The sequence below is a fragment of the Streptomyces sp. NPDC050528 genome (assembly GCF_044457795.1).
Classification (GTDB): Bacteria; Actinomycetota; Actinomycetes; order Streptomycetales; family Streptomycetaceae; genus Streptomyces.
In genome coordinates, this window is sequence record NZ_JBITHH010000003.1 from 217955 (window position 1) to 241205 (window position 23251).

Here is a 23251-nt window from a genome sequence, read left to right on the forward strand (position 1 = left end):
TCGGTGTGATCGGGTCGGGCCGGATGGGGCGGCCGATCGTAGACCGCCTCATGACCGCCGGTCACGACGTCACGGTGCACACACGCCGTGCCGAGACGCGGGCCATCGCCCGGAAGGCCGGGGTGAGTTGGGCCGACACGATCGAGGAGACCGTGTGCGGTGCCGACGCCGTGATCGTCGTCGTGCTGACGGACGAGCAGGTGCGATCGGTGTGTCTCGGCCCGGACGGCGCCCTGGTGGCCATGGCGGCGGGGGCGACGCTCGTCCAGCACACCACCTCCGATCCGGAGACCGCCCGGCTGCTCTTCGAAGCGGGGGCGGAACGCGGTGTCGGGGTGCTGGACGCCGCGCTCTCGGGCGGGCCGCACGACATAGCCGCGGGCCGCCTCACGCTCTGGGTCGGCGGGGACGAGGCCCAACTGGAGCAGACGCGCCCGCTGTTGGAGGCGTACGCCTCGCCCATCTTGTTCGTGGGACCGGCCGGCAACGGGCAGCGGGTCAAGCTCGTCAACAACGCCCTGTTCGTGGCGCAGGTCGGTCTCGCGGTCGACGCGGTGCGGGTGGCTGGGTCGCTGGGTATCGACGAGAACGTGATTCTCGCGGCCCTGCAGCACGGCAGCGGGGCCAGTCGAGCGCTCGGTGTCGTCGCTCGTGGCGGGTCGGTCGACTCGGTCGCGGAGCGGCTCGCGGACCTGATGAGCAAGGACGTCGGCGTGGTGCGCGAGGTGGCACGGGGCGCCGGTGTCGACCTTGGGATCATCGGGACGGTGCTGTCGTCGGACTCGGTCGAGAAGAAGGTTCTCCGCCGGTCGTCGTCGTGACAGGGGTTCCTTAACTCCCCTCTCCTACAACCGAGTTGCGTTGAACGCCCCCGAACAAGGAGTACGAAGTGGCTGAATCTCTCACGAGCAAGTACGGGCCGTGGGGTGTCGTCGCCGGCGGGTCGGACGGGGTGGGCGCGGCCTTCGCCCATCGGATGGCCGCCCAGGGGATGAACGTCGTACTGGTGGCCCGGCGCCTGCCCGTACTGGAGGCCTCCGCCGACGAGATCCGCGCGCGGCACGGCGTCGAGGTCCGTACCGTCGCGCTCGACCTCAGCTCCCCCGGCTCCCTCTCGGAGTTGGAGCAGGCGACCGCCGGCCTGGAGGTCGGTCTGTTCGTGTACAACGCCGGAAGCGACGACCGCAGCGTGCCCTTCCTCGACAAGGACCTCGACACCCACCTCGGGCTGGTGCGGCGCAACTGTACGGCCGTACTCGAAGCGGCGTACCGCTTCGGCGGCCCGATGGTGGCGCGCAAGCGCGGAGCCGTGGTCCTGGTGACCTCGGGCGCCGCATGGGCGGGCGGCGCGACGCTCGCCGCCTACGGTGCGTCGAAGGCGTTCAATCTCATCCTCGCGGAGAGCCTGTGGGCGGAGTGGCAGGGCAGCGGGGTGGACGTCCTGGGACTGGTGCTCGGCAGGACCGACACCCCGTCCCTGCGTCGGACCGAGGGGGCCCAAGGGAGCTCGTATGGCGGCGACTTGGCCGACCCCGACGACGTGGCCGCCGAGGCGCTCGCCCATCTCTCCGACGGTCCGACCTGGATCTGCGGCAGCCCCGCCCCGACCGGCGGTTCACCGTTCGGGGCGTTGAGCCGTCGCGACGCGGTCCTGGCGATGAGCCGGGGCGCGACCGCGCACCGCGAGTGATGCGGCTCGCGCCCCCGCCTACTGCCCCTTGATCCGTTCCTTCATGGCGTCGAGCTGCGTGAGAATGGGATATCCGGTCACGCTCAGCGCGTTCCCGTGTCCCGTCTCGTGGATGTCGAACACTGACTGGATGGCGGCGTAGAAGCCCTGGACATCGAGGCTCTGGTTGACGGCCCGTTTCGCCTGACGGAGGCCGAAGGACGGCATCCGGGCGATCTGGTGGGCCAACTCCAGAGCCTCGGTCGTCAGTTGGTCCAGTGGCACGACCTTGTTCACCATGCCGACCTTCTCCGCCTCCTCGGCGGTGACGGCGCGGCCGGTGAAGAGGATCTCCTTGGCCTTGCGCGGGCCCAACTCCCAGGTGTGGCCGTGGTATTCGACTCCCCCGATGCCCATGTGCACGACGGGGTCGGAGAATTCGGCGTTCTCGGCGGCCACGATCAGGTCGCAGGGCCAGCAGAGCATCAGTCCGCCCGCGATGCACTTGCCCTGCACGGCGGCGATCGTCGGCTTGGGCACGTTGCGCCAGCGCAGGGTGTACTCCAGGTACCGGCGGGTCTCTGCGCTGTAGATCCACTCCAGGGTGATCTCCTTCGGCGCCGGCCAGCGGTCCTTCAGGTCGTGTCCCGCCGAGAAGTGCTTGCCGTTGGCCTTCAGGAGAACGACCTTCACGTCCTCGTCGGCCGCGGCCCGGCTCCAGGCCGCGTCGAGGGCGTCGAGGAGCACGCTGTTCTGCGCGTTGGCGACCTCCGGCCGGTTGAGGGTGATGATCCCCACCCGGCCGTCGACCTCGTACAGGATCTCGTCCATGCGTCTTGTCCTCTGTCGGCTCTGGGATGTCGGCCCTCTGGGCCGACCGGCTCTAGCGGGGCAGGCCGAGGATGCGCTCGGCGATGATGTTGCGCTGGATCTCGGAGGTGCCGCCGGCGATCGTCCCGCCGAAGCTGCGGGCGTACCGCTCGAACCAACTGGCGTTGAACGTCTGCAAGTTCATATGGGTGTACGGCCCCGTCTGCACCGGATGCAGCAGCGCCTCGGTCCCGTGCTGTTCGAGGGCGTGCAGCTCGGCGTTCTGCGCGGCCTCGGAGCCGAGCAGTTTGAGCACCGAGATCTCCACCGGGTTGCGGTCGGGCCCGAGCAGCCGGTAGCCGAGCAACCGCAGTGCCTGGACGTCCATTTGGAGGGTGGCGTACCACTCCTCGGCGCAGGGCGCGTCCTGGATCAGGGCGTCCATGCGTTCGGCGTAGTGCACCCACAGCAGGGTCCGTTCATGGCCGAGCGAGCCGTTGGCCACGCGCCAGCCCTCGTTGAGGGGGCCGACGAGGTTCTCCTTCGGGACGTGGACGTCGGTGAAGAACACCTCGTTGAAGTCGAGGTCGTCGGGCGCGGCGATGGACCCGAACGGCCGCCGGACCAGGCCCTCGGAGTCGGTGGGGATGAGCAGGACGCTGATCCCCTTGTGCTTGGGGGCCTCGAGGTCGGTGCGGACGAAGGTGAGCAGGACGTCGGCGTCGTGCGCGCCCGAGGTCCACACCTTCTGCCCGTTGACGACGAAGTGGTCGCCTTCGAGGACCGCGCGAGTGCGCAGCCCGGCCAGGTCGGAGCCAGCGCCGGGTTCGCTCATGCCGAGCGAGGCGGTGATCTCGGCGCGCAGCAGGGGGACGGCCCAGTCGCGTTTCTGTTCCTCGGTGCCGAAGGTCAGCAGCGAGGCCGCGATGATGTTGAGGCCCTGCGGGTTGAAGCTGTGGTAGATCCGCCGCCGGGACAACTCCTCAAGATGGGCGACCACTTGAGGCAGCGTGGCGTTGCGGCCGCCGTACTCGGGCGGCTGGGCGGGCAGCAGCCAGCCAGCGTCGAAGAGCTTGCGCTGCCAGCGGCGGGCCCAATCGGGGATGTCCGCACTGGACTTGGACTGGACTGTGGCCTCTTCGGGCGTGGGCAGGTGGGCGTCGAGGAAGTCGCTGAAATCGGCGCGGAACTTCTCGACCCTGGGGTCGGGGGCCAGCCTCATACCAGCAGCGCCTTCCTGTGTTCGGACGCCGTGCCGAGGAGCAGGTCCCCGGCCTTGGCCCGCTTGAGGTGGATCTGCAGCTCGTTCTCCCACGTGTAGCCCATGGCGCCGAAGAGCTGGAACCCGTTGCGGAAACACACCCGTTGGCAGTCGCCCGCTGCGGCCTTGGCCATCGCGGCGGCCCGGCCTCGGCCGGGGTCGTCCTCGGCGATGGTGAGTGCGGAGAAGTAGGCGAGGACCTTGGCGCGTTCAATGGCGACGTACATGTCGGCGGCCTTGTGCTTGACGGCCTGGAACGAGCCGATGGGGACGCCGAATTGGTGTCGTTGCTTCACGTGGGCGACGACCAGGTCGAGGATGCGCCGGCAACTGCCGACGGTGCTGACCGCCAGGCCCATCAGGGCCAGGTCCGGTACGCCGGCGACGAGGTCCGGCGCCTCCACCTGTGCGATGTGCAGGGTCGGGTCGAACACGGACCGCCGCTCGGTGGCCAGGTCCTTTCCGTCCCGTACGACGACGCCCTCTGAGGTGAGAACGGCGATCTCGTCGGCGCGGTCGGCGTCGAGGACGAACTTCCCCTCCCCGTCGAAGACTCCGGTGCCCGAGCCGCGCGGCAGCCGTCCGGCCAGCGGTGCGAACCAGGTTGTCGTGGCGAGGAAGGGCGTCGGGTCGGCGGCGTAGCCCAACTCCTCCAGGACGATGGCGAGTTCCACCGGCGGGGCTTCGAGCCAGCCCAACTCCAGGTAGGTGTCCCAGAGTTGTTTCTCGGGCAGTGACCGTGACTTGGTGACCGTTTCGCGGACCACTCGCTGGAGCAGCCGCTGTTCGTCGTCGAACTCAAACTCCATGCGCGACCTCCAGAAGGACCTTGCCGATGGCGCGGCGCCCCAGACCGAGGGCCTCGGCGACGTCGGCGAGCGGATACACGGCGTGGACGCGGGGCCGGATCCTCCCGGCGGCGAACAGTCCGTGGAGTTCGGTGCGGGCGGCGCCCAGGTCGTCCCGCCGGTGCCGCGCCCAGCCACCGAGGTCGAAGCCGTGCAGGCTGACCCCTTTGAGCATCGGGAGGTTGAGCGGGATACGCGGGATCTCCCCGCTGGCGAACCCCACACTCACGAACCGCCCGCCCCAGCGCATGGCCCGCAACGCCTCCTCCGCGTACGGCCCGCCGACGGGGTCGATCACGACGTCGGCGCCGCCCGCGTCCCGCAGGCTCCGCTTCAAGTCGTCGTACGGCAGGGTCACTTGTGCGCCCTGCTCGGCGCACACCGCCCGCTTCTCCTCCGTCGAGGCGACGGCGACGACCTCCGCGCCGAGCAGCGCGGCGAGTTCGACGGTCGCGAGGCCGACCCCGCCGGCCGCGCCGAGGACGGCCACCCGTTCGCCGGGCTGTACGTCGGCGACCAGGCGGAGCGCGTCGTAGGCGGTGGCGTGGCTGACGCCGAAGGCCGCCGCGCGTTCGGTGGGGATGCCGTCGGGGATACGGCTCAGACCGGCCGGGCGGGCGGTGACGCGTTCGGCGAAGGCGCCGACGAACATCGAGCCGAAGACCCGCTCACCCTTCTCGAATCCGCCCGCGGAGGCGGCTACGACGCCGGCGAACTCGCTGCCGGGGGTGAAGGGCGGTTCCGCCTTGACCTGGTAGGCGCCGTCGATGACGAGGAGGTCGGCGAAGTTGACGGCGGCGTAGTGCACGTCGACCGGGATGCCACCTTCGTTCCCGGCCAACTCCCCTTCGGGCGCTACCGGTTCGGGGATGTCCTCGACGACCACTGGGCCACCGACGGCGTTGCAGCGGGCGGCTCTCATAGCCTGGTCGTCGCGGCGAGTTCGGCCGCCTGGGCTGCCATCTGGAGGACGACGTCGCCGTAGTGGGCCATCTTCGGGTTGCCGCCCTCGCCCTTCATGTGCCGGGCGTAGCCGCCTTCGAGGACGACGGCCATCTTGAAGCGGGCGAGGATCACGTAGTAGTCGATCTCGCTGACGTCGCGCCCGCTGACCTTGGCGTAGTGCTCCAGCAGGTCGGCGCGGTCGGGCATGCCGGTGTAGTCGACGTAGCCCTTCTGGGTGCGGTCCTCGTCGGCGTCCGGCCAGCCCATGATGACCCAGCCGAGGTCGAGCAACGGGTCGCCGACGGTGGCCATTTCGAAGTCGACGAGGGCGGCGAGCCTGGCGGGTGCGCCGTGCTGGAACATGACGTTGGCGAACTGGTAGTCGCCGTGGATGATGCCGGGTTCCCAGTGGGCGGGACGGTGTTCTCGCAGCCAGGCGGCGGCGTTCTCCAGGCCGGGTATCTCGCGGAACTTGAACTTGGCGAGGTGGGCGAGCCAGCGGTCGACCTGCCGGTCGTGGAAGCCGTCGGGGCGGCCGAAGCCCTCAAGTCCCTGGGCCCGCCAGTCCACGTTGCCCAACTTGGCGATGCCCTCGACGAGTTGGTAGGCGAGGCCGGAGCGCAGGGACAGATCGCTGAGGAACGGCTCGGGCCAGCCGTCGGTGTTCATCGGCGACCAGCCGTCGACGTGTGCCATGAGGTAGAAGCAGGAGCCGAGCACGCTCGTGTCGTCGCAGACGGCGATCGCCTCGGGGTGCGGAACGTCCGTGCCGTTGATCGCGTTGAGAACGCGGTATTCGCGGAGCATGGTCTCGTTGCGCCCCGGCGGAACCTTCTCCGGCGGTTTGCGCAGCACCATGCTCCGGTCGCCGCGCCGGATGCCGTAGATGTCGTTGGAGGTACCGCCGGAGATATAGGACGTCTCGACGGGTTCGCCGGGGGCGATGCCCTGATCGTCCAGCCAGCGGGCGAGCGATTCCGTGTTCGCGAGCGTCACAGCAGGTCCTCCAACTGCTTCCGGGCCCATTCGCGGCGGGTGGGCAGGTGCTGGGTGGGCCACAGGCCGGGGGCGGCTTCGTAGCCGCGCAGGACGTCACGGGCGACCGTGATCTTGTGGACCTCGGTGGGGCCGTCGACGACCGCCATGACGGCAGCGCCGTTCCACATGTCCGAGAAGGGCATTTCGTTCGAGACACCGAGGGCGCCGTGCAGGTGCATCGAGCGGTACACGACGTCGTGCAGCACCTTCGGGGTGAGGAACTTGATGGCGGCGATGTCCTTACGGACCCGCTTGTAGTCCTGGTACTTGTCGATCTGCCAGGCGGTGTAGAGCACGAACAGCCGGAACTGGGCGAGTTGGGCGTAGGAGTCGGCGAGGTCGGCGCGCACGAGTTGCTTGTCCGCGAGCCGCTCGCCCTGGGTCTCGCGGGACAGGGCCCGCTCGGCCATCATGTCGAGCGCCTTCTGGCTCTGGCCCACGACCCGCATCGCGTGGTGGACGCGGCCGCCGCCGAGCCGGGTCTGGGCGATCGCGAAGGCCTGGCCCTCGCCGCCGAGCAGTGCGTCGGCGGGGACGCGGACGCCGTCGTAGGCGATGAGTGCGTGCATGCCCTCGTCGGTGGCCTCGCCCATGATGCCGAGGTGGCGCTCGATGCGGACGCCGGGGGTGTCGCTGGGGACGAGGAACATCGACATGCCCTTGTAGGGGCTGACGTCGGGGTTCGTCACGGCCATCACGATGACGAACTTCGAGGTGCGGGCGTTGGAGGAGAAGAACTTGCGGCCGGTGATGACCCAGTCGTCGCCGTCGCGTTCGGCGCGGGTGGTGAACATCGTGGGGTCGGCGCCGGCCTGGGGTTCGGTCATGGAGAAGCAGGAGAAGCACTCGCCTTCGAGCAGCGGCTGGAGGTAGCGCTCCTTCTGCTCGTCGGTGCCGTAGCGGGCGATGATCTCGGCGTTGCCGGTGTCGGGTGCGGCCGTGCCGAAGATGACGGGGGCCCAACTCGACTGGCCCAGGATCTCGTTGATGAGCGCCAGCTTGACCTGGCCGAAGCCGCGCCCGCCCAGCTCGGGGCCCAAGTGCGGTGCCCACAGGCCCTCGTCGCGGACCTGTTGCTTCAACGCCCGCACGATCGGGCCGAGTTCGTCGTCGAGCGGGTGGTAGGCCCGGTCGGGGTACAGCAGGTCCAGCGGCTCCACGCGCTCGGAGCGGAACTGCCGGATCCACTCCAGCTTCTCCTCGAACTCCGGCTCGGTGGAAAAGTCCCATGCCATGTCAGACGAACCTCCTGCCAACCCGGACGGATGGCGGTGAGAATATCATTCTCATCTCACGCAAGTAAGGGTCTCGAAACTTGCAGTGCGGTCTTCGGTAGGGGAAGCCCGGGTGTTACCGCTGAAGTGGAGTATCGTTCTTCATGTGACAGCTGTCCCCGAAGAACAACCAGCCTGGCGCCAGCGCGCCGTTGAGCGTTCCACCCGTGCCGCCAAGCTCCGCGCCGAACAACGGGTGCAGCGCTTCCTGGACGCGGCGCAGGAACTCATCGCGGAGAAGCGGACGACGGACTTCACGGTCCAGGAGGTCGTGGACCGCTCCAAACAGTCACTGCGCAGCTTCTACCAGCACTTCGACGGCAAACACGAGCTGCTGCTCGCCCTGTTCGAGGACGCGCTGTCCAAGTCGGCCGCCGAGATCCGCGAATCGGCCGGCGCCCAGTCGGACCCGCTGCAGGCGCTGCGGCTCGCCGTGACGATGCTCTTCGAGCAGTCGCTGTCCAACCCCGGTGTGGAGCGGCCCCTGTTCAGCGACTTCGCACTGCAACTCCTCGTGAAGCACCCCGCACAGGTGGCGACCGCTCATCTCCCCCTGCACCAGGTGTTCACGGAGTTGGTCGAGCAGGCCGAGGACGCCGGTGTCATCCCGGCCGGGAAGCCGCGCCGTCAGGCCTCGATCCTGATGCAGACGGTCATGTTCGTCGCGCAGGGCAACGGCGTTCCGGCCGGCAGCCACGCCGCGGCGGTCAACGCCGAGGAGGTCTGGCAGTTCTGCCTCGGCGGCCTCTCGGGCGTCCCCGTACGCAACTGACGGGCACCCAACGGTGTAATTGACGCTCTCCACAGCGGAGAGTACGGTTCTCGCCCACCGCAACGGAGGTGGGCGATGACCGAGCCGCTACGGCATGAAGTGCAGCGCTACCGAGTCGTGCAGTGGGCCACCGGGAACATCGGTGCCCGCACGATGCGTGCCGTACTGGAGCATCCACACCTGGACCTGGCCGGGGTGTACGTCCACACTCCGGCCAAAGTCGGCCTGGATGCGGGCGAGTTGAGCGGGGGCGGCCCCGGCATCACCGGGATCGTCGCCACGCGGGACATCGACGAGATCCTGGCGCTCGGCGCCGACTGCGTCCTCTACACCCCGCGGGCCTGCGACTTCGACGAGGTGTGCACGCTGCTCTCCTCAGGCGTGAACGTCGTGTCGACGCGCGGCGAGTTCCATCACGCGCCGAGCCTGGACCCGGTCACGCGGAAGCGGATCGAGGACGCGTGCGAGCGGGGCGGGACCTCGGTCCACAGCACGGGCAGCAGTCCCGGATTCATCACGGAGGCCCTGCCGTTGGCGCTCACCTCGATCCAGCGGCGGCTCGACGCGCTGACGATCGACGAGTTCGCGGATCTCTCCCAACGGGACTCCCCCGGGCTGCTGTTCGAGGTGATGGGCTTCGGCCGACCCCCTGCCGAATTCGGCGAACAGCGCCTGGCCGGACTGCGCGACAGCTTCGGCCCGTCGCTGCGGCTGCTCGCCGAGGCGCTCTCGACACCGCTCGACGCGGTGGAGGCGGTCGGCGAGGTCGCAACTGCCCGGCGCACCACCCGAATTGCCGCGGGCACGCTGCCCGTAGGCACGGTCGCCGCGCAGCGGATCACCGTGTCCGGGCTGCGCAAGGGCCAACCTCTGCTGCGGTTCCGCGCCAACTGGTACTGCACCACCGACCTCGACCCCGCCTGGGATCTCCGCGCCACCGGCTGGCACGTCTCGGTCGAGGGGGACGCACCGCTCGACGTCGACCTGCGGTTCCCCGTGCCGCTCGACCGGATGGCCGCGATGTCCCCGTCCTACACCGCGAACCGTGCGGTGAACGCCGTGCCGTTCGTCTGCGCGGCGGCCCCCGGAATCCGCTCCACGGCCGACCTCCCGACGATCGTCGCCGACCTCGGGTGAGATCGGCGCGACCCGCGCACGGCAATCGACCGGTCCACACCCGGTCGCAACGCACCCGGCACCCGGCACCCGGCACCCGGCACCCGGCACCCGGCACCCGAACAATCCGTTCCCGATGCCCGGACAGTCCGTACCCGAACCTCAGACGGTGGTCGCCGGCGCCACGACCTCCGGCTCGCCGTCGTCCTCGATCGCGTACTTCAGGAAGTCGTCGACCATGCGGTGGAACAGCGTTGCCAGTTGCTGCAGTTCATCCGTCGACCAGTCGGAGAGCGCCATTTGCATACCGCGCGCACCGGCGTCCCGGACACTGCTGACGGCCTTCCGGCCGGCCTCGGTCAGTTCGATCCGCTGGGCCCGGCGGTCGTCGGGGTCGGGTACGCGGGTGACGTAGCCGGACTTCTGCAGTTGCTGCACCGTCCGCGTCACATGCGAGGCCTCGACGCCGAGGCGATGGGCCAGCTCCCCCGGGCGCAGCGGGTCGGAGTCGGCGACCTGCCGCAGCAACGCCACCGCCGCACGGTCCAGCGGCACACCGGCGAGGGCCATGAGCCGGTCGTGCTGGCGGGCACGCGTGCTCAGGTAGGTGATCCGAGTGAGGGCTCGCTCGATCTCGGTCACCTCCGGGGAGGCGGGGGCTTCGGGGATCGGTGGTGTGGACATGGGACCCACTTTACCATATTGTTGCGTAACTCAAGTAAGTTACGGAGTTCGGTTGCCGCGCCTGCTGCGGAGAGCCTACTTTCCCCCTGTCGCCGGCTGTTCACAGGCGTGCGGACAGCCTCTCCCGCCGTAGCAGCCAGGCGAGATAGAGGCTGTCCGCCCACCCCCGTCACCACGTCGACCGGCAACAGTGCGGAGCCGGTCACGCGCTGGGTGGCGAGGTCGGCGGCCGTGTCGTCGCCGAGTTCCAGCAGGGTGAGCCGCCGCCCGTACCCGATGACGACGGGGACGAGGACGGCCAGGCCGATCCCGATGGTCCAAACGTCGCTCCAGCCACGGGAGTTGAGCGAACCGATGAGCCAACTCGCGGCCTGCGCCGCCTTGCCGATGTCGGCGCGGACGTAGAGGAAGCTGGTCGCCGAGCCGAGCACCGCGGAGGCGCCGATGCCGACGAGGATCAGCCGGTAGCCGTGCACGCCCTGTTTCCAGGCCAGCAGGTAGACCGCGACGGCCGTGGCGAAGCCGCCGCACACCGCGCCGAGCGCCGTCCGGGGTGCGCCCGCGTCGAACAGGATCGGGTTACCGACGTCGACGTCCCGGCGGGATGGATCGCGGCCTGCGCGGTGGCCGCCGACTGACCGCTCAGTGGCCCAGCAACTCCACCAGCCCGTCGGTCAGTTCGGTCCGCCAGCAGAGGTAGTCGTGGCCGCCGTTGAACTCCCGGTAGGTGATGTCGCGATAGCCGGCGGCGGCCAGGGTCTCGCGCAGTCGGCGGGCCGCGGACAGGGCCACCCATTCCTGTTCGCCGAAGGAGAGCCGGAAACGGACGGGCAGGCGTGGGGTGTTGGCAAGCTGCCGGGTGAGCCATTCCGTGTCCGGGCCGACGGGCCACCAGAACGAACCCGACTGGGCCAGGACGTTGCCGAACCGGTGCGGGGCCGCGACCGCCGCATAGGCGGCGGTGAGACCGCCGAGGTTCTGTCCGGCGATCACCGTGCGCGCGGGATCGTCCGTGACGGGCAGCCGTTCCGCCGCCCATGGCAGCAGCTCGTCCGCGAGGAAGCCGACGAACTCGGGACGGCACGTCAGCTCCGCCCACCGGGTGCCGGCATCCACGGAGTCGGGCAGCACGGCGGCGAGCGGCGGGACCCTGCCGTCCGCGATGAGGTTGTCGAGCAGGTGCGCGAGGCCGAGTCGTGGCCCCCAGTGCTCCCCGTCGAGGAGGGCAAGGACAGGGAGGTCCGACAACTCCCCTGCAGCAACCGGTGGTTCGTAGAGCCAGACCCTTCGCTCGTCGCCGAGATGGGCGCTTGCCACCTTGTGCTCGGTGAGGGTGCCGTGCGCGATGTGCTGCCTCGGCACCCAGTCCAACGCGCGGGGGGCGGCCGGGAGTTCGGCGTACGGGATTCCTCCACCGTCCCAACGGCGGGGCAGTGTGCGGGGGTTGAAGGGGTCGATCCGGCTCTGGGTGCGCAGCCAACGCCAGTAGTCAGGGGCGCCCGGGGCCGGTCCGTCGCCCTCGTCGACGTGGACGTCGTAGGTGCCGCGCCAGTCGTGGCGCAGACGGAGCGTCCAGTGCCAGACGTCCGTGCCGGGCAGGTGTTCCATCAGGTTGCCCTCGGGATCGCGCGGGTCGCCGAGTTTGTTGGGCAGGACCTGGACGGCGCGGGTGGCCGGGCCGCCGCGCCACAGGAACGTCACGGCACGGTGGTCGGCGCTGCCCAGCGGGTCCGGTGACACGAGCGGGGTGCCGCGTCGCCGGACGTCCGCCCAGAACTCCGCCACGCCGTCCGGCGTCGGCAGCGCGAGCGCCGGTTCCTTGAGGCGGGGCACCGCCTCGGGCCGGGCCAGGCGGGGCGGGTGGTGCGGGGCTCCCTCGGGCGGCGGGGGCACGGAGGCGGTCATGCGGGCGGACTCCGTCCGACGAGGCAGCGCTTTCAATTAGGCAAGCCTAACTACATGTGCCCGCATGCCCCGCCCCGCCCCCTTTGCCCGCGTGTCCTGCCCCGCTCCCTTGGCCGGCGTGTCCTGCCCCGCTCCCTATACCCGCGTGTCCTGCCCGCCCCCTATACCCGCACGCCCCGCCCCACCTCCGTTGCCCGCGCATCCCGCCTCCCCACCTCGCTGGAGTTGCGTCACCAGCGCTTCTGGCTCGCGAAGAACCGCTCGAAGAAGTCCACCTTGGCCGCGTCCGCGAGGGCGAGCGTGCCGAACCGGTCGCCGAGTTCCATCGTGGTCGCGAAGCGGTGGTTGGCCGCGGGCCAGCGGGTGAGGCCGTGGCCGTTGGGGTCGCCGTGGGTCGCGAAGTTCACCACGTAGTCGGACAGGGTGTCGGCGACCGTGCGGTCCGCGTCGGTCCAGGGCAGGTTCGTGGCGTAGAGGTTGTCGAAGACGTAGTTGATCTCCGAACCGTGGTACGCGCCACGGGAGTTGGCGCCGGTCGCGGTCGGCGGGACGTGCTCCCAGTAGTACGTGAAGACCGGGCTCTTCGCCGTCTTCGCCCACTCCGCCGCCCACAGGTTGGCGGAGACGCGTGAGCCCTCGCGGGCGGAGGCGTTGCGGGCCTCGCCCGCCTCCGTGTCGGTGGTGGCGGGGTAGAGCGTCAGGAACTCGTCGGCGAGAGTGCCGTACTCCTTCTCGGCGGTGCTCAGGTAGTCCGCGAGCTTCACGGTGGGGGTCGGGGATGCGCCGTTTTCGTCCTTGTTCCCGCCTGCCAGTACGGGCACGTCGTTCAAGTGGCCACCGGCCAGGGCTTGTTCGTACGTCCACGGCTTGACCCAGCCGTCGAGGACCGGGCGGAACTCCGGCGGGTTGCCGTTCACCGGTCCGCTGACCGAGGTGTCGTTGGCGTTCTGACCCGCCATCAACTTGGCGCTGTCCAGGGCCCGGAGAGCGGTCAGCGAGGTGGCGCCGAGTGCCGCGGCGTAGGCGGTGCCCTGGCTCTCGGCGGTTTCCAGTGTGCGGTACGACGCTGCCAGCGCGGCGATTTCGGGGTCGCCGGTGGCGCGGGCGCCGGCGCTCTCGGAGATCGCGCCCTGGAACAGGCCCTTGGCGAGCGGGGAGTAGATGAGGTGCATCACCGAGGCGCCGCCCGCCGACTGGCCCGCGATGGTCACGCGGTTCGGGTCGCCGCCGAACGCGGAGATGTTGCGCCGTACCCAGCGCAGGGCCGAAATCTGGTCCAGGAGACCGTAGTTGCCGGATGCCTGGTGGCCGGATTCCGCGCTGAGTTCGGGGGTGGAGAGGAAACCGAACGCGCCGGTGCGGTAATTGAGCGTCACTACGACCAGGCCCTTGGCGGCGAGGCCCGCGCCGTCGAAGCCGGGGTCGGAGGCGTAGCCGCCGGTGAACCGGCCGCCGTAGATCCAGACCAGGACCGGGCGCTTCTCGCGTGAACTCGTCGCGCCGGTCCAGACGTTGAGGTTGAGGCAGTCCTCGCTCATGGTGACCGAGGACGATCCCATCATCTGCTGGGGGCAGGTGTCCCCGAAGGTGTCCGCGACGCGCACGCCGGTCCAGGGCGTCGCCGGCTGCGGGGGACGCCAGCGGTTGGCGCCCGCCGTGGTCGCCGCGTAGGGCAGGCCCTTGAAGACGGTGACGCCGGAGACGAGGGACGCGACTCCGGACACCCGGCCGGTGTCGATCCGGAGCGGGCCGGTGAGCGGGGTCGTGGAGGTCGTGCGGTCCGCCGCGCCTGCGCTCGTTCCCGTGCCGACGAGTGCGGCCGTCGCGGCGACGGTCAGCGACCCGTTGAGGAAGGTCCGGCGGTTCATGGCGTTCGAAAGCATGGGGGGGCTCCCTGGTCTAGGTACTTGCGAACGTAAATTCCGCCGACCGGGAGCGCCAACAATATTGTCAACTTCAGAGCGGATCCACAGCATGCTCCCGCAGCGGCCCCACCGACAGGCCTCGCTGCGCGCAGGTGTCGAGGATGCGGGGCACTGCGCCGAGGGTGGCGCGCCAACTGCCGGGCGCCGACGTGCAGTCGGAGTCGTGCAGCAGGACAGTGCCGCCGCCGCGCAGGTCGGCGGTGACCGTCCGGTGCACCGACTCCGGTGTGGCGTGCGCCCTCCAGTCCTCGCCCCACGCCGTCCACAGCACCGGCGTGAGGTCCAGGCGCCGGGCCGCGAGGTGGGCGGCGGTCGACATCACGCCGTAGGGCGGGCGGAAGAGGCGGGGCGTGCGTCCGGTGAGGTCGCCGACCGTGTCGCGGGCGCGGGCCAGGTCGTCGCGGGTGGCGCGGGGGCCGCGCAGCACGAGCGGGCGGTGGAGCCAGCCGTGGACGGCGATCTCGTGTCCGGCGGCGGCGATCTCGCGGACCAGGCCGGGGGCGCGGACCGCTTGGTTGCCGAGGAGGAAGAACGTGGCGTGCACCCGGCGTTCGTCGAGCAGCCGTAGGAACAGCGGGGTGGAGAGGGGGTCCGGTCCGTCGTCGAAGGTGAGCGCGACGTGGTCCGGTCGGCCGCGGCCGGCGAGGCGGGGCATGACGCGGTTGCGGAGCGGGCCGTAGGTGGAGAGGACGGGGGCGGCATACGCGGCGGCGAGGAGCGGGAGTGCGGGGAGTGCGACGCGGGCCGTCGTGCGCAGGAGGCGGGCGGTGGTCATGACGGGCGGCCCTTCGTACTGCGCTCGGCGACACGGGCGGTCGTAGGGCCAGGGCGTACGGAGGTCATACGTGGTGTCCCTTCGGGTGGTCCCCATCGGGCACGTGACCTGGGTGGTGCCCGTGGGCCAGGTCGTCGAGGTCGAGACCTTGGCCTATGGCGTGCATCAGGCGCGGGCCGCCGTCGGTCGTGGCGACCGCCGTGCCGACCGCACCCGCCCAGACCGCGCAGGCCAGCGCGGTGGTGATCGCGAGCCGCAGAGCGGCCGGACGGGCGACCCGCCGAGCGGTGGGCGGGGTGACCCGCTGGGCGGTCGGTGCGGCGACGGGATGCGTGGCGGATGGGGCGGTGGGCCCGTCGGAGGGGCGAGCGGTGGGTGCGGCGACGGGCTCGGCACCCGCCCGGCACACCCTTGCGGTCTCGGCCGCCGGGCCCCGGTCCGGACCGTGAGGTTCGTCCGCGAACAGGGCGAGGCCCGCTTCCCTCTGCAGCAGTCCGCGTGGGCCGTCTATCAACTCGCCCAGTATGTACTTGAGTTGGTCCGGGTCCTGGATCCACGCGGCAACGCCGGCCTCGTCCAGGGCGGCGGCGTTGGTGAGGCCGTGGCCGGGTATGCAGCCGTAGCTGGCGACGGGCAGGCCCGCGGCGAAGGCCTCCAGGGAGGTCAGGCCTCCGGCGTTCTGGACCAGGACGTCGGAGGCGTGCATCAGGCCGGGCATGTCGTCGACCCAGCCGTGGACGTGCTCGATGCCGTCCGCGCGGAGCTGCTCGGCCAGCGTCTCGTTGCGGCCGCAGACCACGAGCGGTACGGCCGCGCCGCAGTCGCGCAGGTCCCGGGCGACCTGTCGGACCGGGCCCACGCCCCAGGAACCGGCAACGAGCAAGGCCAGCGGGGCAGTTGGGGGCAGTCCGAAGCGGGCGCGGGCCGCGGCGCGTTCCGTCGTGTCCACGGGGTGGAAGCGCGGGTCGGCGACCGGGCCGCACACGCGGACGTCGCTCGCGCCGGCGGCCCGGGCCTGCGCGGCGGGGACGGCGTGCAGCGCGAGGTGGATGTCGACGCCGTCGGCCACCCACAGCGGGTGCACCGAGAAGTCGGTGAGGTAGGTGAGGACGGGGACGGCGAGGCGACCGTCGAGGCGGAGGGAGCCCAGGACCCGGCTCGCGCCCGGGTACGTCGACACGACCGCGCCGGTGTCGGCCGGCAGGGCGCGCAGCAGCCGCGTCTCCGCGGAGCGCAGCAGCGCCTTCGCGAGGGGGCCGCCGCCTCCGGCGCGTTCGGTGCTGCTGTAGATCCGCTGGTAGGCCCACGGCGCCCGGACGAGCAGACGGTGGTAGCCGTCCCGGACGAGCCGGCCGAGCCGGGCGGGCAGCACGTCCAGCAGGTCGAACCGGTCGACCGTGAGACCGGCCGCCACCAGCCGCCGCTCCAGTTCGGCGGCGGCGCCGTCGTGACCGGCGCCGACGCTCGCCGAGACGATCACGACACGCTCGGCCGACGGACGGCGCACCGTATTTCCGGGGTGGGGCATGGGCTTTTTCCTCCGCAGGTGGAGTGGAGCGGCGAAACTCTACAACATGTAGTAGGTAAGCTCGTACGACATGTAGTAGTTCACGTACGCAAAACCCTTGAACGACCCCTTGCTCGAACACTTCGAGCCCTTGGCGCACTTCTACAGGCCGTAGTAGGCGCGCGGGTAGGCTGGGACACCGATCGGTGAAAGGCGGTGGGGTGAACAGTGCACGACCGGAAGAGCGACGAGCACGGTGCGGCGTCCGGCAGGCGGGCGCGCGGCGAACTGGAGAGCGGGGTTCTCGCCGCCCTCTACGGCGCCGACGAGCCGCAGACCGCGCGCCAGGTCAGGGAACGGCTGCCGGGAGACCTCGCCTACACCACCGTGCTGACCATCCTGTCGCGCCTGTACGACAAGGGGATGCTCGTCCGGCACCGCGCGGGCCGCGGCTACGCGTACGCGCCGGCCCGCGACGAGGCGACCCACACGGCGGAGCGGATGCGCTCGCTGCTGGAGCACGGCACCGACCGTGAGGCGGTGCTCACTCGTTTCGTCTCCGAACTCTCCGCGCAGGACGAGGAGTTGCTGCAGCGACTGCTCTCCGGGCACGACGGTCCGCACCCCGACGGCCGCGCCGACGAAGGACCGTGAGCCGATGCTGATCAGCGTGTACGTCCCCCTCCTGATCACCATGGTCGTCGCGGTGCTCGCACCCCGCGCCGCCCCCCGGCTGGCGCCGCGCCCGGCCGCCTGGTCGCTGGCGTCCGCCGCGCTGGTGGCATCGCTGGGCTGGCTGGGTTCGCTGGCGTTGCTGGCTTTTGCCGGGCTGGTGCAGATCCCCGAGGTCGCCGAGGAGGGCCAGTGGTCGGTCGCCGCCGTGCGCGCCTCCGACCCGGTCTACCTGACGGTCGCCGGGGCCGCCGCCCTCGCCCTGCTCGCGTCCGTCACGGGCCTCGTCGTCGCCGGAACACGTCAGCTGCGGCATCTGCGCTGGGCCCGCCGCGAGTGCCGACTCCTGCCCGGGGACACGGAGTTGGCCGTTCTGGACATGGAGGTGCCGGAGGCGTTCGCGCTGCCGGGGGCGCCCGGCCGGATCGTGGTGTCGAGCGCGATGCTGCGCTGCCTGGGCGACCGCGAACGTGAGGCCCTCCTCGCCCACGAGCGGGCCCATCTGCGCGGTCGGCACCATCTCTTCCAGACCCTCTGGCGGCTCGCCGCCGCCGTGAATCCGCTGCTACGACCGCTGTCCAAGGCGGGTGGCTTCGCCCTGGAGCGCTGGGCCGACGAGGAGGCCGCGGTGCGCGTCGGCGATCGTACGGTCGTCGCGCATGCCGTGGGCCGGGCCGCGCTCGCCACCTCCGCGAACCGCTCCCGCCCGGCACTGGCCGCGACCGGCGGGGCGGTACCGCAGCGGGTCAGGGCGCTGCTCGCACCCCCTCCCCCGCGCCGGGCCCTGCCGTTCGTCGCGGGCGCCGCCCTGCTCGTCATGTGCTGCGCGAGCCTGGCCGACGCCGCGACCGACAGCGAGCAGATGATCGAGACGGCACAGCGGGCCGCGTGTGCGACGGCTCAGGCGGCGGCCGTGTCGACGCCGGGGGCGTCGGTCTCGCCGCACGGGGTGTGCTGCGAGCACGGCGAGCTGGAAGGGCCGGTCCAGGACCGCTAAGCACCGGGGCGGTGCCGGGTCCGTGCCGGGGCGGCGTCGCGGAACATGCCGGGACACTGGCCTGCGGTCGGAGTGCCCCCGCGTCGGAGCGCCCCCGCACCACTCACGATCACGCGAACACGGCGGTCCACGCCACGCGACGATCACGCGATCGTCCCGGTCTCGCTGATCGGCAGCCGACACGACAGCCGCAGCCACAGCCCCTCTGACGTCGCCCCCTGAACAGCGCCGATCCCCGCATCCACCCGAAATACACCCGTGTTATCGTCGCCCTACTCATCGCCAGGAATCCTGTTGATCGTTCCCGGCGATCGGACCCGACTCCCCGTCGCGCGCACTCCACGAATGGAGCGGCATGTCTGTTCTGGCCCGGCCGGCGGTGGCCGCCTTCGCCGCCAAGTCCCTGCAGCGTCTGTCGGTGATGGCCGACCGGCGTCCGAGCGGGCGCGGTTCCGCCGCCTACTCGCATCAGCGGCTCCCTGATTTTCCGCGCCGGACACGGGAGTTGACGATCCCGACGAGCATCGCCCCGGCACGCGCCACGGTGTACCTGCCCGCCGGCGAAGGGCCGCCTCCGCCGGTGCACGTGAACTTCCACGGCGGCGGCTATGTCGTACCGCTGACCGAACTGGACGACCCGCTGTGCCGTTTCCTCGCGGCGGAGGCCGGTGTCGTCGTGGTCAACGTGGACTACGTCGTCGCGCCGCAGCACCCGTTCCCCGCGCCGCCCCGGCAGGCCTTCGAGGTCGTCCGGTGGATCGCCGAGCACGGCGGTGAGGAGGGCTGGGACGGTGACCGGCTCACCGTGGGCGGGCAGAGCGCCGGGGGCGGACTCGCGGCGGCGGTGGCCCGGCAGGCGCTGGAGGAGGGCGGCCCCTCGATCGCGCTCCAGGTGCTGCACTATCCGCCGCTGGACCTCGCGACCAGCGCCAAGGACAAGCACGCCGCCATCGCCAAGCCGGTACTGCGCCCCTGGATGGCGGAGGTCTTCGACACGTCGTACGTCCCGGACCCGAAGGTGCGTGCCGACCGGCTGGTGTCGCCCGCCCACCCGTCGGACACGGCGGACCTGAAGGGCATCGCCCCGGCGCTGGTCGTCACGGCGGAGTACGACCTGCTCAAGGCGGAGGGTGTGCACTACGCCGACCGGCTGCGGACGGCGGGGGCGCTGGTCGACCACGTCGACGTCGCCGGAGCCGACCACGGCTACGACGGCACGGACGACGAACGGGCCCTGAACACCTATGCCCTGATCGCCCGTCAGCTACGGGATGCCGTCGGCACCGCCTGAACTCCCCTCCCTGACAACGCACTTCGCCGACCATCCCCCTCGGACGGTCGGCGAAGTGCCGTTGGGTCACGCCGAAGGCACCGGCTCCGGCAGCGTGAGGCCGAACTTGCCTGCCGCCTCGGTCAGTTCACGCCACACCTTGGGCGCGACGGGGATGCCCTTCGCGCCACGGCTCTCGGCGACCGTCGCGCTGCGCTCACCGGGGTAGAAGACTCCCTCGGCGCCGTCCGCCGGCGGCAGCTGCTTGAGCGTGGCCAGGGTTCCGTCGACCGCCTCCGTGAAGGCGGCCGGGTCACCGAAGGCCGCCGGGTCGAGGGCGATGAGCAGCGCGTTCTGGCGGTGCTTGCGGCCCTGCGGATCGTCCGAGTGGAACGCGGCGAAGATCGGCGCACCGACCAGCACGCTGGTGAGCAGCTCGAACGCGAGGGACATCCCGGAGCCCTTGGCACCGCCCAACGGCAGGGGCATGACGGCCAGTTCGGGATCGGTGGTCGGGGTGCCGTCCGCGGTGGCGGCCGCGCCCTCGGGCAGCGGGGTGCCGCTCGCCTTCGCCTGGCGGATCTTGCCGAGCGCGATGGTCGCGGTGGCCATGTCGAGCAGCAGCGGGGCATGCGACTCCGCCGGTACCGCGATGGCCAGCGGGCTGGTCGCCACGGCGGCGCCCTTGACGCCGGTGTAGCCCATGTTGGGCATCCCGGAGACATAGCCGATACCGACGAGTCCCTGTTCGGCGATCTTCGACACGTAGTAGCCGATGGCGCCGGTGTGCACGGTACGGCGGACGCCGACGGCGGCGACTCCGCTGATCCGGGCCCGGGTGACCGCCTCGTCGGCGGCGGCGCTGAGGGCGACCGGGCCGGGGGCGCGGTCGGCGTCAAGAACGGCCGCTGCCGGGGCAGTCGACTCGATCCGGATCTCGGCGTCGGCGTTGGCCACGCCCTTGGCCAGCAGCTCCAGGTAGGCGGGGACGCGGGCGATGCCGTGCGAGTCGACGCCGCGCAGCGCGGCCCACACGAACACGTCGGCGGTGGTGTGCGCCTGCTCGGCGCTCAGACCGCCCTTCTCCAGGAGTGCGGCGGAGAAGGTGCGCAGGTCGTCGGCGGCGACAAGTACCTTGCCCGGCTTGGGCGTTGCGGTGTCGGACATGGTGGCGGGTGCCTTCCTGGTTCAGCGGGTGACGAGGACGTCGACGACGGCGGTGGTGCCCTCCGCCACGGCCTTGAGCGCGCGTTCCAGCGCGGGGGCGAGGGCCTCGCGGGCGTCGACGGTCTCGGTGTGCATCCCGAACGGCTCGGCGAACGCGGCGAGTCGGGGCAGCCGGTGCAGATCGGTGCCGAGCCACTCACCGGTGTCGGCGGCGGCGCCCTCGGGGTAGAACCTGCGGTGGTTGAGGTTCATCGACTTGTAGACGCGGTTGTTGAACACCACGATCAGCAAAGGGAGTTCGTAGGCGTTGGACGCGTCGTACGACTGGATGACCGGGTTGTAGGTGAACGCGCCGTCGCCGATGGTGAGCACCACCGGCCGTTCCCGCGCGGCGAGTTTGACGCCGAGCGCGACCGCGATGCCCTGGCCGAGGCCGCCCTGGACGTAGAAGTACGAGTCGGGGTCGGCGGTTTGGACGTGACGCTTGACGACGCGGCTGTGGGTGATGGTCTCGTCGACGACGATCGCGTCCTGGCCGTCGAGCAGCTTGCGCAGGGTGGCGGCGACGAGGACCGGGTCAATGCCCTCCGCCTGGGCGGCCTTTGCCTCGGTGGCGGCGATCGCGGCCTGTTCGTCGGCGTGCCGTTGCTCCTGGGTCGCACGGCGTACGGCGACGGCCGCCTCGTCGAGGTCCTTCGCCCGCTTGGCCAGCTGGCGCAGGGTGTTGGCGACGTTGCCTTCCAAGTACCGGTCGGCGAACAGGACTTGGTAGACGACGTGCGGGCGTTGCGGCACCTCGTCGATGACGACGATGGTCGCCTTGGACGGGCGGCGCGACGGCGGGTAGAAGGGGGCGCGGCAGTTGACGAGGAGGATGAGGTCCGCCTCGTCCATCCACGGGCCGATGTCGCTGCCGGCGTGCAGCGGGTGGGTGCGCGGGAAGTTGCCGCAGACCGCCGAGTCGGGCTCGACGACCGGGATGTTCCACGCCTCGGCGAAGGCGACGAGGGCCTCGAAGCCGCCCGCCTCGCGCCCGGCCGTCTCCGTGACGATGACGGGGTTGGACGCCTCGCGGATCAACTGGGCGACAGGATCGACCTCTTCGGGCGAACTGTGCGTCGAGCCGGGCTTCACGATCGGCTTGGCCTCACGCCCGTCCCAGTCCTCCAGGAGGATCTCCAGCGGGACGTTGAGGTACGCCGGTCCGGCCGGGGCGCGCCAGGCCAGTTCCGCCGCCCGCGTCACCATCGTAGGAAGGGTGTGGACGCTGGCGGCCTCGTTGGACCACTTGGTGAAGGGCTGTGCGATCTGGTGCGGGCCGCCGACGACGGACAGGTTGCGGTACCACTGGCCGCCGGGGTCCTGGCCGGGGCCGTCGCCGTACGTGGTCGACTCCGAGGAGCTGACCACCATCGGGACGCCCGCGAGCAGCGCCCCGTGCACGGCCATCGAACCCTGGAGGAGACCGGGGGCCGCGTGCAGGAGCACGCCCTGGGGCCGGCGCTCGATGAGTCCGTAGCCGGTGGCCATGCCGACGGCGACGGTCTCGTGGGTCAGGTCCAGGTACTGCGGGCAGGGCAGCCCGTCGCGGTGCCGGCGGGCCAGGGACTCCCAGACGGGGGCCCACTCGGAGCCCGACGAACAGAAGATGTAGTCGGCGCCGACGGCGTTGAAGGCGGTAACGAGAGCATCGCCGCCGTCGGCGCCCGGAGTGGTGGTGGTGTCGGTCATCTCTCGTGTTTCCTCAGCCCTCGATCGGCCAGTTCAGGACCTCGGAGATACCGCGGCCCATGATCCATTCAAGCTCCTCGGGCGTGAAGTCCCAGTGCTTGGTGAACTGCTCGATCGTGTCGGTGTACGTGATGCCGTGCCCGAGGAGCCGCGTGATGTCGGTGCCGTAGAAGCAGCGCTGCGGGCCCATCTTGTCGACCATCTCGCGCACGTACTTCTGGATGTTGTTGTTCGGGAACGGCTGCGTGGAGTAGCCCGGGAGCGCCGAGAGCTTCACGTAGATGTTCGGGTGCGCGGCGAGGTCGGCGGTCTCCGAGACCCAGTAGCCGATCGCGTCGTCGACGCAGCGGGCCATGATGCCCATGTGGTCGATGATGATCTTCAGCTCGGGGTGCTTGGCGGCGATCTCGCCCAGCTCCCGCTTCCAGATGGGCGCGTGGACCATCGTCGGGACGCGCAGCTCCTCGGCGATCGGCCAGTACCAGTCGTTGGTGCCGTCGATCATCCAGTTGCGGTCCTGCGGCCGGTGGAAGGTGAGGCGCGTGCCCTTCACATGCGGGTTCTGCGCGAAGTCCGTCAGCATCGCCTTGCCCTCTTCGGGCTTGTTCTGCGGGATGCGCGCCATGATCCCGAAGCGGTCCGGGTGGGCTTCGCAGGCCTCCAGGGCGTAGTCGATACGGTCGCCCTCCCAGGACGGCGGCAGGATCAGGGCCCGGTTCACACCGGCCTCGTCCATCAGCTCCAGGGCCTCCTCGTAGGAGAAGGGGTCCTCGCGGTGTCCGTTGAGGCGGATGCGCTCGCGCGCGCCCGGGACCCAGGGGCGGTCCGGGGTCTCTTCCTTCCAGATGTGGATCTGCGTGTCGACAACGAACATGTCCTGAGCTC

At 70.8% G+C, this 23251-nt stretch carries 22 protein-coding genes; 7 read left to right on the plus strand and 15 right to left on the minus strand.

Annotated elements, in window-relative coordinates:
• The first annotated feature begins 5 nt into the window (after positions 1 to 5).
• Both ACIBK4_RS12405 and ACIBK4_RS12410 read left to right on the plus strand, forming a co-directional pair.
• A complete protein-coding gene (locus tag ACIBK4_RS12405; protein WP_398995044.1) occupies positions 6 to 821 on the plus strand; it encodes an NAD(P)-dependent oxidoreductase in 816 nt (271 codons plus the stop codon).
• A 68-nt stretch (positions 822 to 889) separates the two neighbouring features.
• Positions 890 to 1690: an SDR family NAD(P)-dependent oxidoreductase gene (locus tag ACIBK4_RS12410; RefSeq protein WP_398994597.1), complete on the plus strand. Its 801-nt coding sequence runs from the start codon at positions 890 to 892 to the stop codon at positions 1688 to 1690.
• Between the two features lie 18 nt (positions 1691 to 1708).
• On the opposite strand, the gene ACIBK4_RS12415 is transcribed toward ACIBK4_RS12410, so the two are convergent.
• From ACIBK4_RS12415 to ACIBK4_RS12440, 6 genes are read right to left on the minus strand one after another with little or no spacing between them, the layout of a single operon-like run.
• A complete protein-coding gene (locus ACIBK4_RS12415; RefSeq protein WP_398994598.1) occupies positions 1709 to 2500 on the minus strand; it encodes an enoyl-CoA hydratase in 792 nt (263 codons plus the stop codon).
• A gap of 52 nt (positions 2501 to 2552) precedes the next feature.
• On the minus strand, positions 2553 to 3701 hold the full coding sequence (locus tag ACIBK4_RS12420; RefSeq protein ID WP_398994599.1) for an acyl-CoA dehydrogenase family protein: 1149 nt from the start codon (positions 3699 to 3701) through the stop codon (positions 2553 to 2555).
• Positions 3698 to 4549, minus strand: a complete 852-nt coding sequence (locus tag ACIBK4_RS12425) for an acyl-CoA dehydrogenase family protein (RefSeq protein ID WP_398994601.1) — start codon at positions 4547 to 4549, stop codon at positions 3698 to 3700. The genes ACIBK4_RS12420 and ACIBK4_RS12425 overlap by 4 nt, the downstream gene beginning before the upstream one ends.
• Entirely contained in the window at positions 4539 to 5510 is a 972-nt protein-coding gene (locus ACIBK4_RS12430; RefSeq protein ID WP_398994602.1) for an NADPH:quinone oxidoreductase family protein, read from the minus strand. Before ACIBK4_RS12430 ends, ACIBK4_RS12425 begins: the two co-directional genes overlap by 11 nt.
• The gene (locus ACIBK4_RS12435) at positions 5507 to 6529 is read right to left on the minus strand and encodes a phosphotransferase family protein (RefSeq protein ID WP_398994603.1); all 1023 of its coding nucleotides are present in this window, start codon (positions 6527 to 6529) and stop codon (positions 5507 to 5509) included. The genes ACIBK4_RS12430 and ACIBK4_RS12435 overlap by 4 nt, the downstream gene beginning before the upstream one ends.
• A complete protein-coding gene (locus ACIBK4_RS12440; RefSeq protein ID WP_366430760.1) occupies positions 6526 to 7806 on the minus strand; it encodes an acyl-CoA dehydrogenase family protein in 1281 nt (426 codons plus the stop codon). The genes ACIBK4_RS12435 and ACIBK4_RS12440 overlap by 4 nt, the downstream gene beginning before the upstream one ends.
• A 145-nt stretch (positions 7807 to 7951) precedes the next feature.
• Here ACIBK4_RS12440 and ACIBK4_RS12445 point away from each other — a divergent pair, with 145 nt between their 5' ends.
• A complete protein-coding gene (locus ACIBK4_RS12445; protein WP_366430759.1) occupies positions 7952 to 8617 on the plus strand; it encodes a TetR/AcrR family transcriptional regulator in 666 nt (221 codons plus the stop codon).
• Positions 8618 to 8692: 75 nt separating this feature from the next.
• Positions 8693 to 9754, plus strand: a complete 1062-nt coding sequence (locus tag ACIBK4_RS12450) for a dihydrodipicolinate reductase (protein ID WP_398994604.1) — start codon at positions 8693 to 8695, stop codon at positions 9752 to 9754.
• A gap of 141 nt (positions 9755 to 9895) precedes the next feature.
• Here ACIBK4_RS12450 and ACIBK4_RS12455 read toward each other — a convergent pair whose 3' ends face one another.
• From ACIBK4_RS12455 to ACIBK4_RS12480, 6 genes are all read right to left on the minus strand, one after another.
• Positions 9896 to 10417: a MarR family winged helix-turn-helix transcriptional regulator gene (locus ACIBK4_RS12455; RefSeq protein ID WP_398994605.1), complete on the minus strand. Its 522-nt coding sequence runs from the start codon at positions 10415 to 10417 to the stop codon at positions 9896 to 9898.
• Positions 10372 to 10950: an iron chelate uptake ABC transporter family permease subunit gene (locus ACIBK4_RS12460; RefSeq protein ID WP_398994606.1), complete on the minus strand. Its 579-nt coding sequence runs from the start codon at positions 10948 to 10950 to the stop codon at positions 10372 to 10374. The genes ACIBK4_RS12455 and ACIBK4_RS12460 overlap by 46 nt, the downstream gene beginning before the upstream one ends.
• Positions 10951 to 11059: 109 nt before the next feature.
• Positions 11060 to 12322 carry an enterochelin esterase gene (gene fes / locus ACIBK4_RS12465; RefSeq protein ID WP_398994607.1) on the minus strand — a complete coding sequence of 421 codons (1263 nt, stop codon included), beginning with the start codon at positions 12320 to 12322 and terminating at the stop codon, positions 11060 to 11062.
• A gap of 230 nt (positions 12323 to 12552) precedes the next feature.
• Positions 12553 to 14205 (minus strand): carboxylesterase/lipase family protein, encoded by a 1653-nt coding sequence (locus ACIBK4_RS12470; RefSeq protein ID WP_398994608.1) that lies wholly within the window; start codon positions 14203 to 14205, stop codon positions 12553 to 12555.
• Between the two features lie 73 nt (positions 14206 to 14278).
• The gene (locus ACIBK4_RS12475) at positions 14279 to 15022 is read right to left on the minus strand and encodes a polysaccharide deacetylase family protein (RefSeq protein ID WP_398994609.1); all 744 of its coding nucleotides are present in this window, start codon (positions 15020 to 15022) and stop codon (positions 14279 to 14281) included.
• Between the two features lie 64 nt (positions 15023 to 15086).
• On the minus strand, positions 15087 to 16550 hold the full coding sequence (locus ACIBK4_RS12480; protein WP_398994610.1) for a glycosyltransferase: 1464 nt from the start codon (positions 16548 to 16550) through the stop codon (positions 15087 to 15089).
• A 207-nt stretch (positions 16551 to 16757) separates the two neighbouring features.
• Between ACIBK4_RS12480 and ACIBK4_RS12485 the strand changes: the two genes are divergently transcribed.
• The 3 genes from ACIBK4_RS12485 to ACIBK4_RS12495 all read left to right on the plus strand — a co-directional run bounded on the left by ACIBK4_RS12485 (position 16758) and on the right by ACIBK4_RS12495 (position 19489).
• On the plus strand, positions 16758 to 17183 hold the full coding sequence (locus tag ACIBK4_RS12485; RefSeq protein WP_398994611.1) for a BlaI/MecI/CopY family transcriptional regulator: 426 nt from the start codon (positions 16758 to 16760) through the stop codon (positions 17181 to 17183).
• Positions 17184 to 17187: 4 nt separating this feature from the next.
• A complete protein-coding gene (locus ACIBK4_RS12490; protein ID WP_398994612.1) occupies positions 17188 to 18198 on the plus strand; it encodes a M56 family metallopeptidase in 1011 nt (336 codons plus the stop codon).
• Between the two features lie 355 nt (positions 18199 to 18553).
• Positions 18554 to 19489 (plus strand): alpha/beta hydrolase fold domain-containing protein, encoded by a 936-nt coding sequence (locus ACIBK4_RS12495; protein WP_398994613.1) that lies wholly within the window; start codon positions 18554 to 18556, stop codon positions 19487 to 19489.
• Between the two features lie 66 nt (positions 19490 to 19555).
• Here the strand turns inward: ACIBK4_RS12495 and ACIBK4_RS12500 are convergent, their stop codons facing one another.
• From ACIBK4_RS12500 to ACIBK4_RS12510, 3 genes are read right to left on the minus strand one after another with little or no spacing between them, the layout of a single operon-like run.
• Positions 19556 to 20635, minus strand: coding sequence for an Ldh family oxidoreductase (locus ACIBK4_RS12500; protein ID WP_398994614.1), 1080 nt, complete (start codon positions 20633 to 20635; stop codon positions 19556 to 19558).
• Positions 20636 to 20656: 21 nt separating this feature from the next.
• Positions 20657 to 22366: a thiamine pyrophosphate-dependent enzyme gene (locus ACIBK4_RS12505; protein ID WP_398994615.1), complete on the minus strand. Its 1710-nt coding sequence runs from the start codon at positions 22364 to 22366 to the stop codon at positions 20657 to 20659.
• 13 nt (positions 22367 to 22379) lie between these two features.
• On the minus strand, positions 22380 to 23240 hold the full coding sequence (locus ACIBK4_RS12510; RefSeq protein WP_398994616.1) for an amidohydrolase family protein: 861 nt from the start codon (positions 23238 to 23240) through the stop codon (positions 22380 to 22382).
• Between the last annotated feature and the right edge of the window lie 11 nt (positions 23241 to 23251).

Coding starts and splice junctions, on each gene's coding strand:
- ACIBK4_RS12415 (WP_398994598.1), bottom strand. CDS start 2,500: ATGGACGAGATCCTGTACGAGGTCGACGGCCGGGTGGGGATCATCACC.
- ACIBK4_RS12420 (WP_398994599.1), bottom strand. CDS start 3,701: ATGAGGCTGGCCCCCGACCCCAGGGTCGAGAAGTTCCGCGCCGATTTC.
- ACIBK4_RS12425 (WP_398994601.1), bottom strand. CDS start 4,549: ATGGAGTTTGAGTTCGACGACGAACAGCGGCTGCTCCAGCGAGTGGTC.
- ACIBK4_RS12430 (WP_398994602.1), bottom strand. CDS start 5,510: ATGAGAGCCGCCCGCTGCAACGCCGTCGGTGGCCCAGTGGTCGTCGAG.
- ACIBK4_RS12440 (WP_366430760.1), bottom strand. CDS start 7,806: ATGGCATGGGACTTTTCCACCGAGCCGGAGTTCGAGGAGAAGCTGGAG.
- ACIBK4_RS12450 (WP_398994604.1), top strand. CDS start 8,693: ATGACCGAGCCGCTACGGCATGAAGTGCAGCGCTACCGAGTCGTGCAG.
- ACIBK4_RS12455 (WP_398994605.1), bottom strand. CDS start 10,417: ATGTCCACACCACCGATCCCCGAAGCCCCCGCCTCCCCGGAGGTGACC.
- fes (WP_398994607.1), bottom strand. CDS start 12,322: ATGACCGCCTCCGTGCCCCCGCCGCCCGAGGGAGCCCCGCACCACCCG.
- ACIBK4_RS12470 (WP_398994608.1), bottom strand. CDS start 14,205: ATGCTTTCGAACGCCATGAACCGCCGGACCTTCCTCAACGGGTCGCTG.
- ACIBK4_RS12475 (WP_398994609.1), bottom strand. CDS start 15,022: ATGACCACCGCCCGCCTCCTGCGCACGACGGCCCGCGTCGCACTCCCC.
- ACIBK4_RS12480 (WP_398994610.1), bottom strand. CDS start 16,550: ATGCCCCACCCCGGAAATACGGTGCGCCGTCCGTCGGCCGAGCGTGTC.
- ACIBK4_RS12490 (WP_398994612.1), top strand. CDS start 17,188: ATGCTGATCAGCGTGTACGTCCCCCTCCTGATCACCATGGTCGTCGCG.
- ACIBK4_RS12495 (WP_398994613.1), top strand. CDS start 18,554: ATGTCTGTTCTGGCCCGGCCGGCGGTGGCCGCCTTCGCCGCCAAGTCC.
- ACIBK4_RS12500 (WP_398994614.1), bottom strand. CDS start 20,635: ATGTCCGACACCGCAACGCCCAAGCCGGGCAAGGTACTTGTCGCCGCC.
- ACIBK4_RS12505 (WP_398994615.1), bottom strand. CDS start 22,366: ATGACCGACACCACCACCACTCCGGGCGCCGACGGCGGCGATGCTCTC.
- ACIBK4_RS12510 (WP_398994616.1), bottom strand. CDS start 23,240: ATGTTCGTTGTCGACACGCAGATCCACATCTGGAAGGAAGAGACCCCG.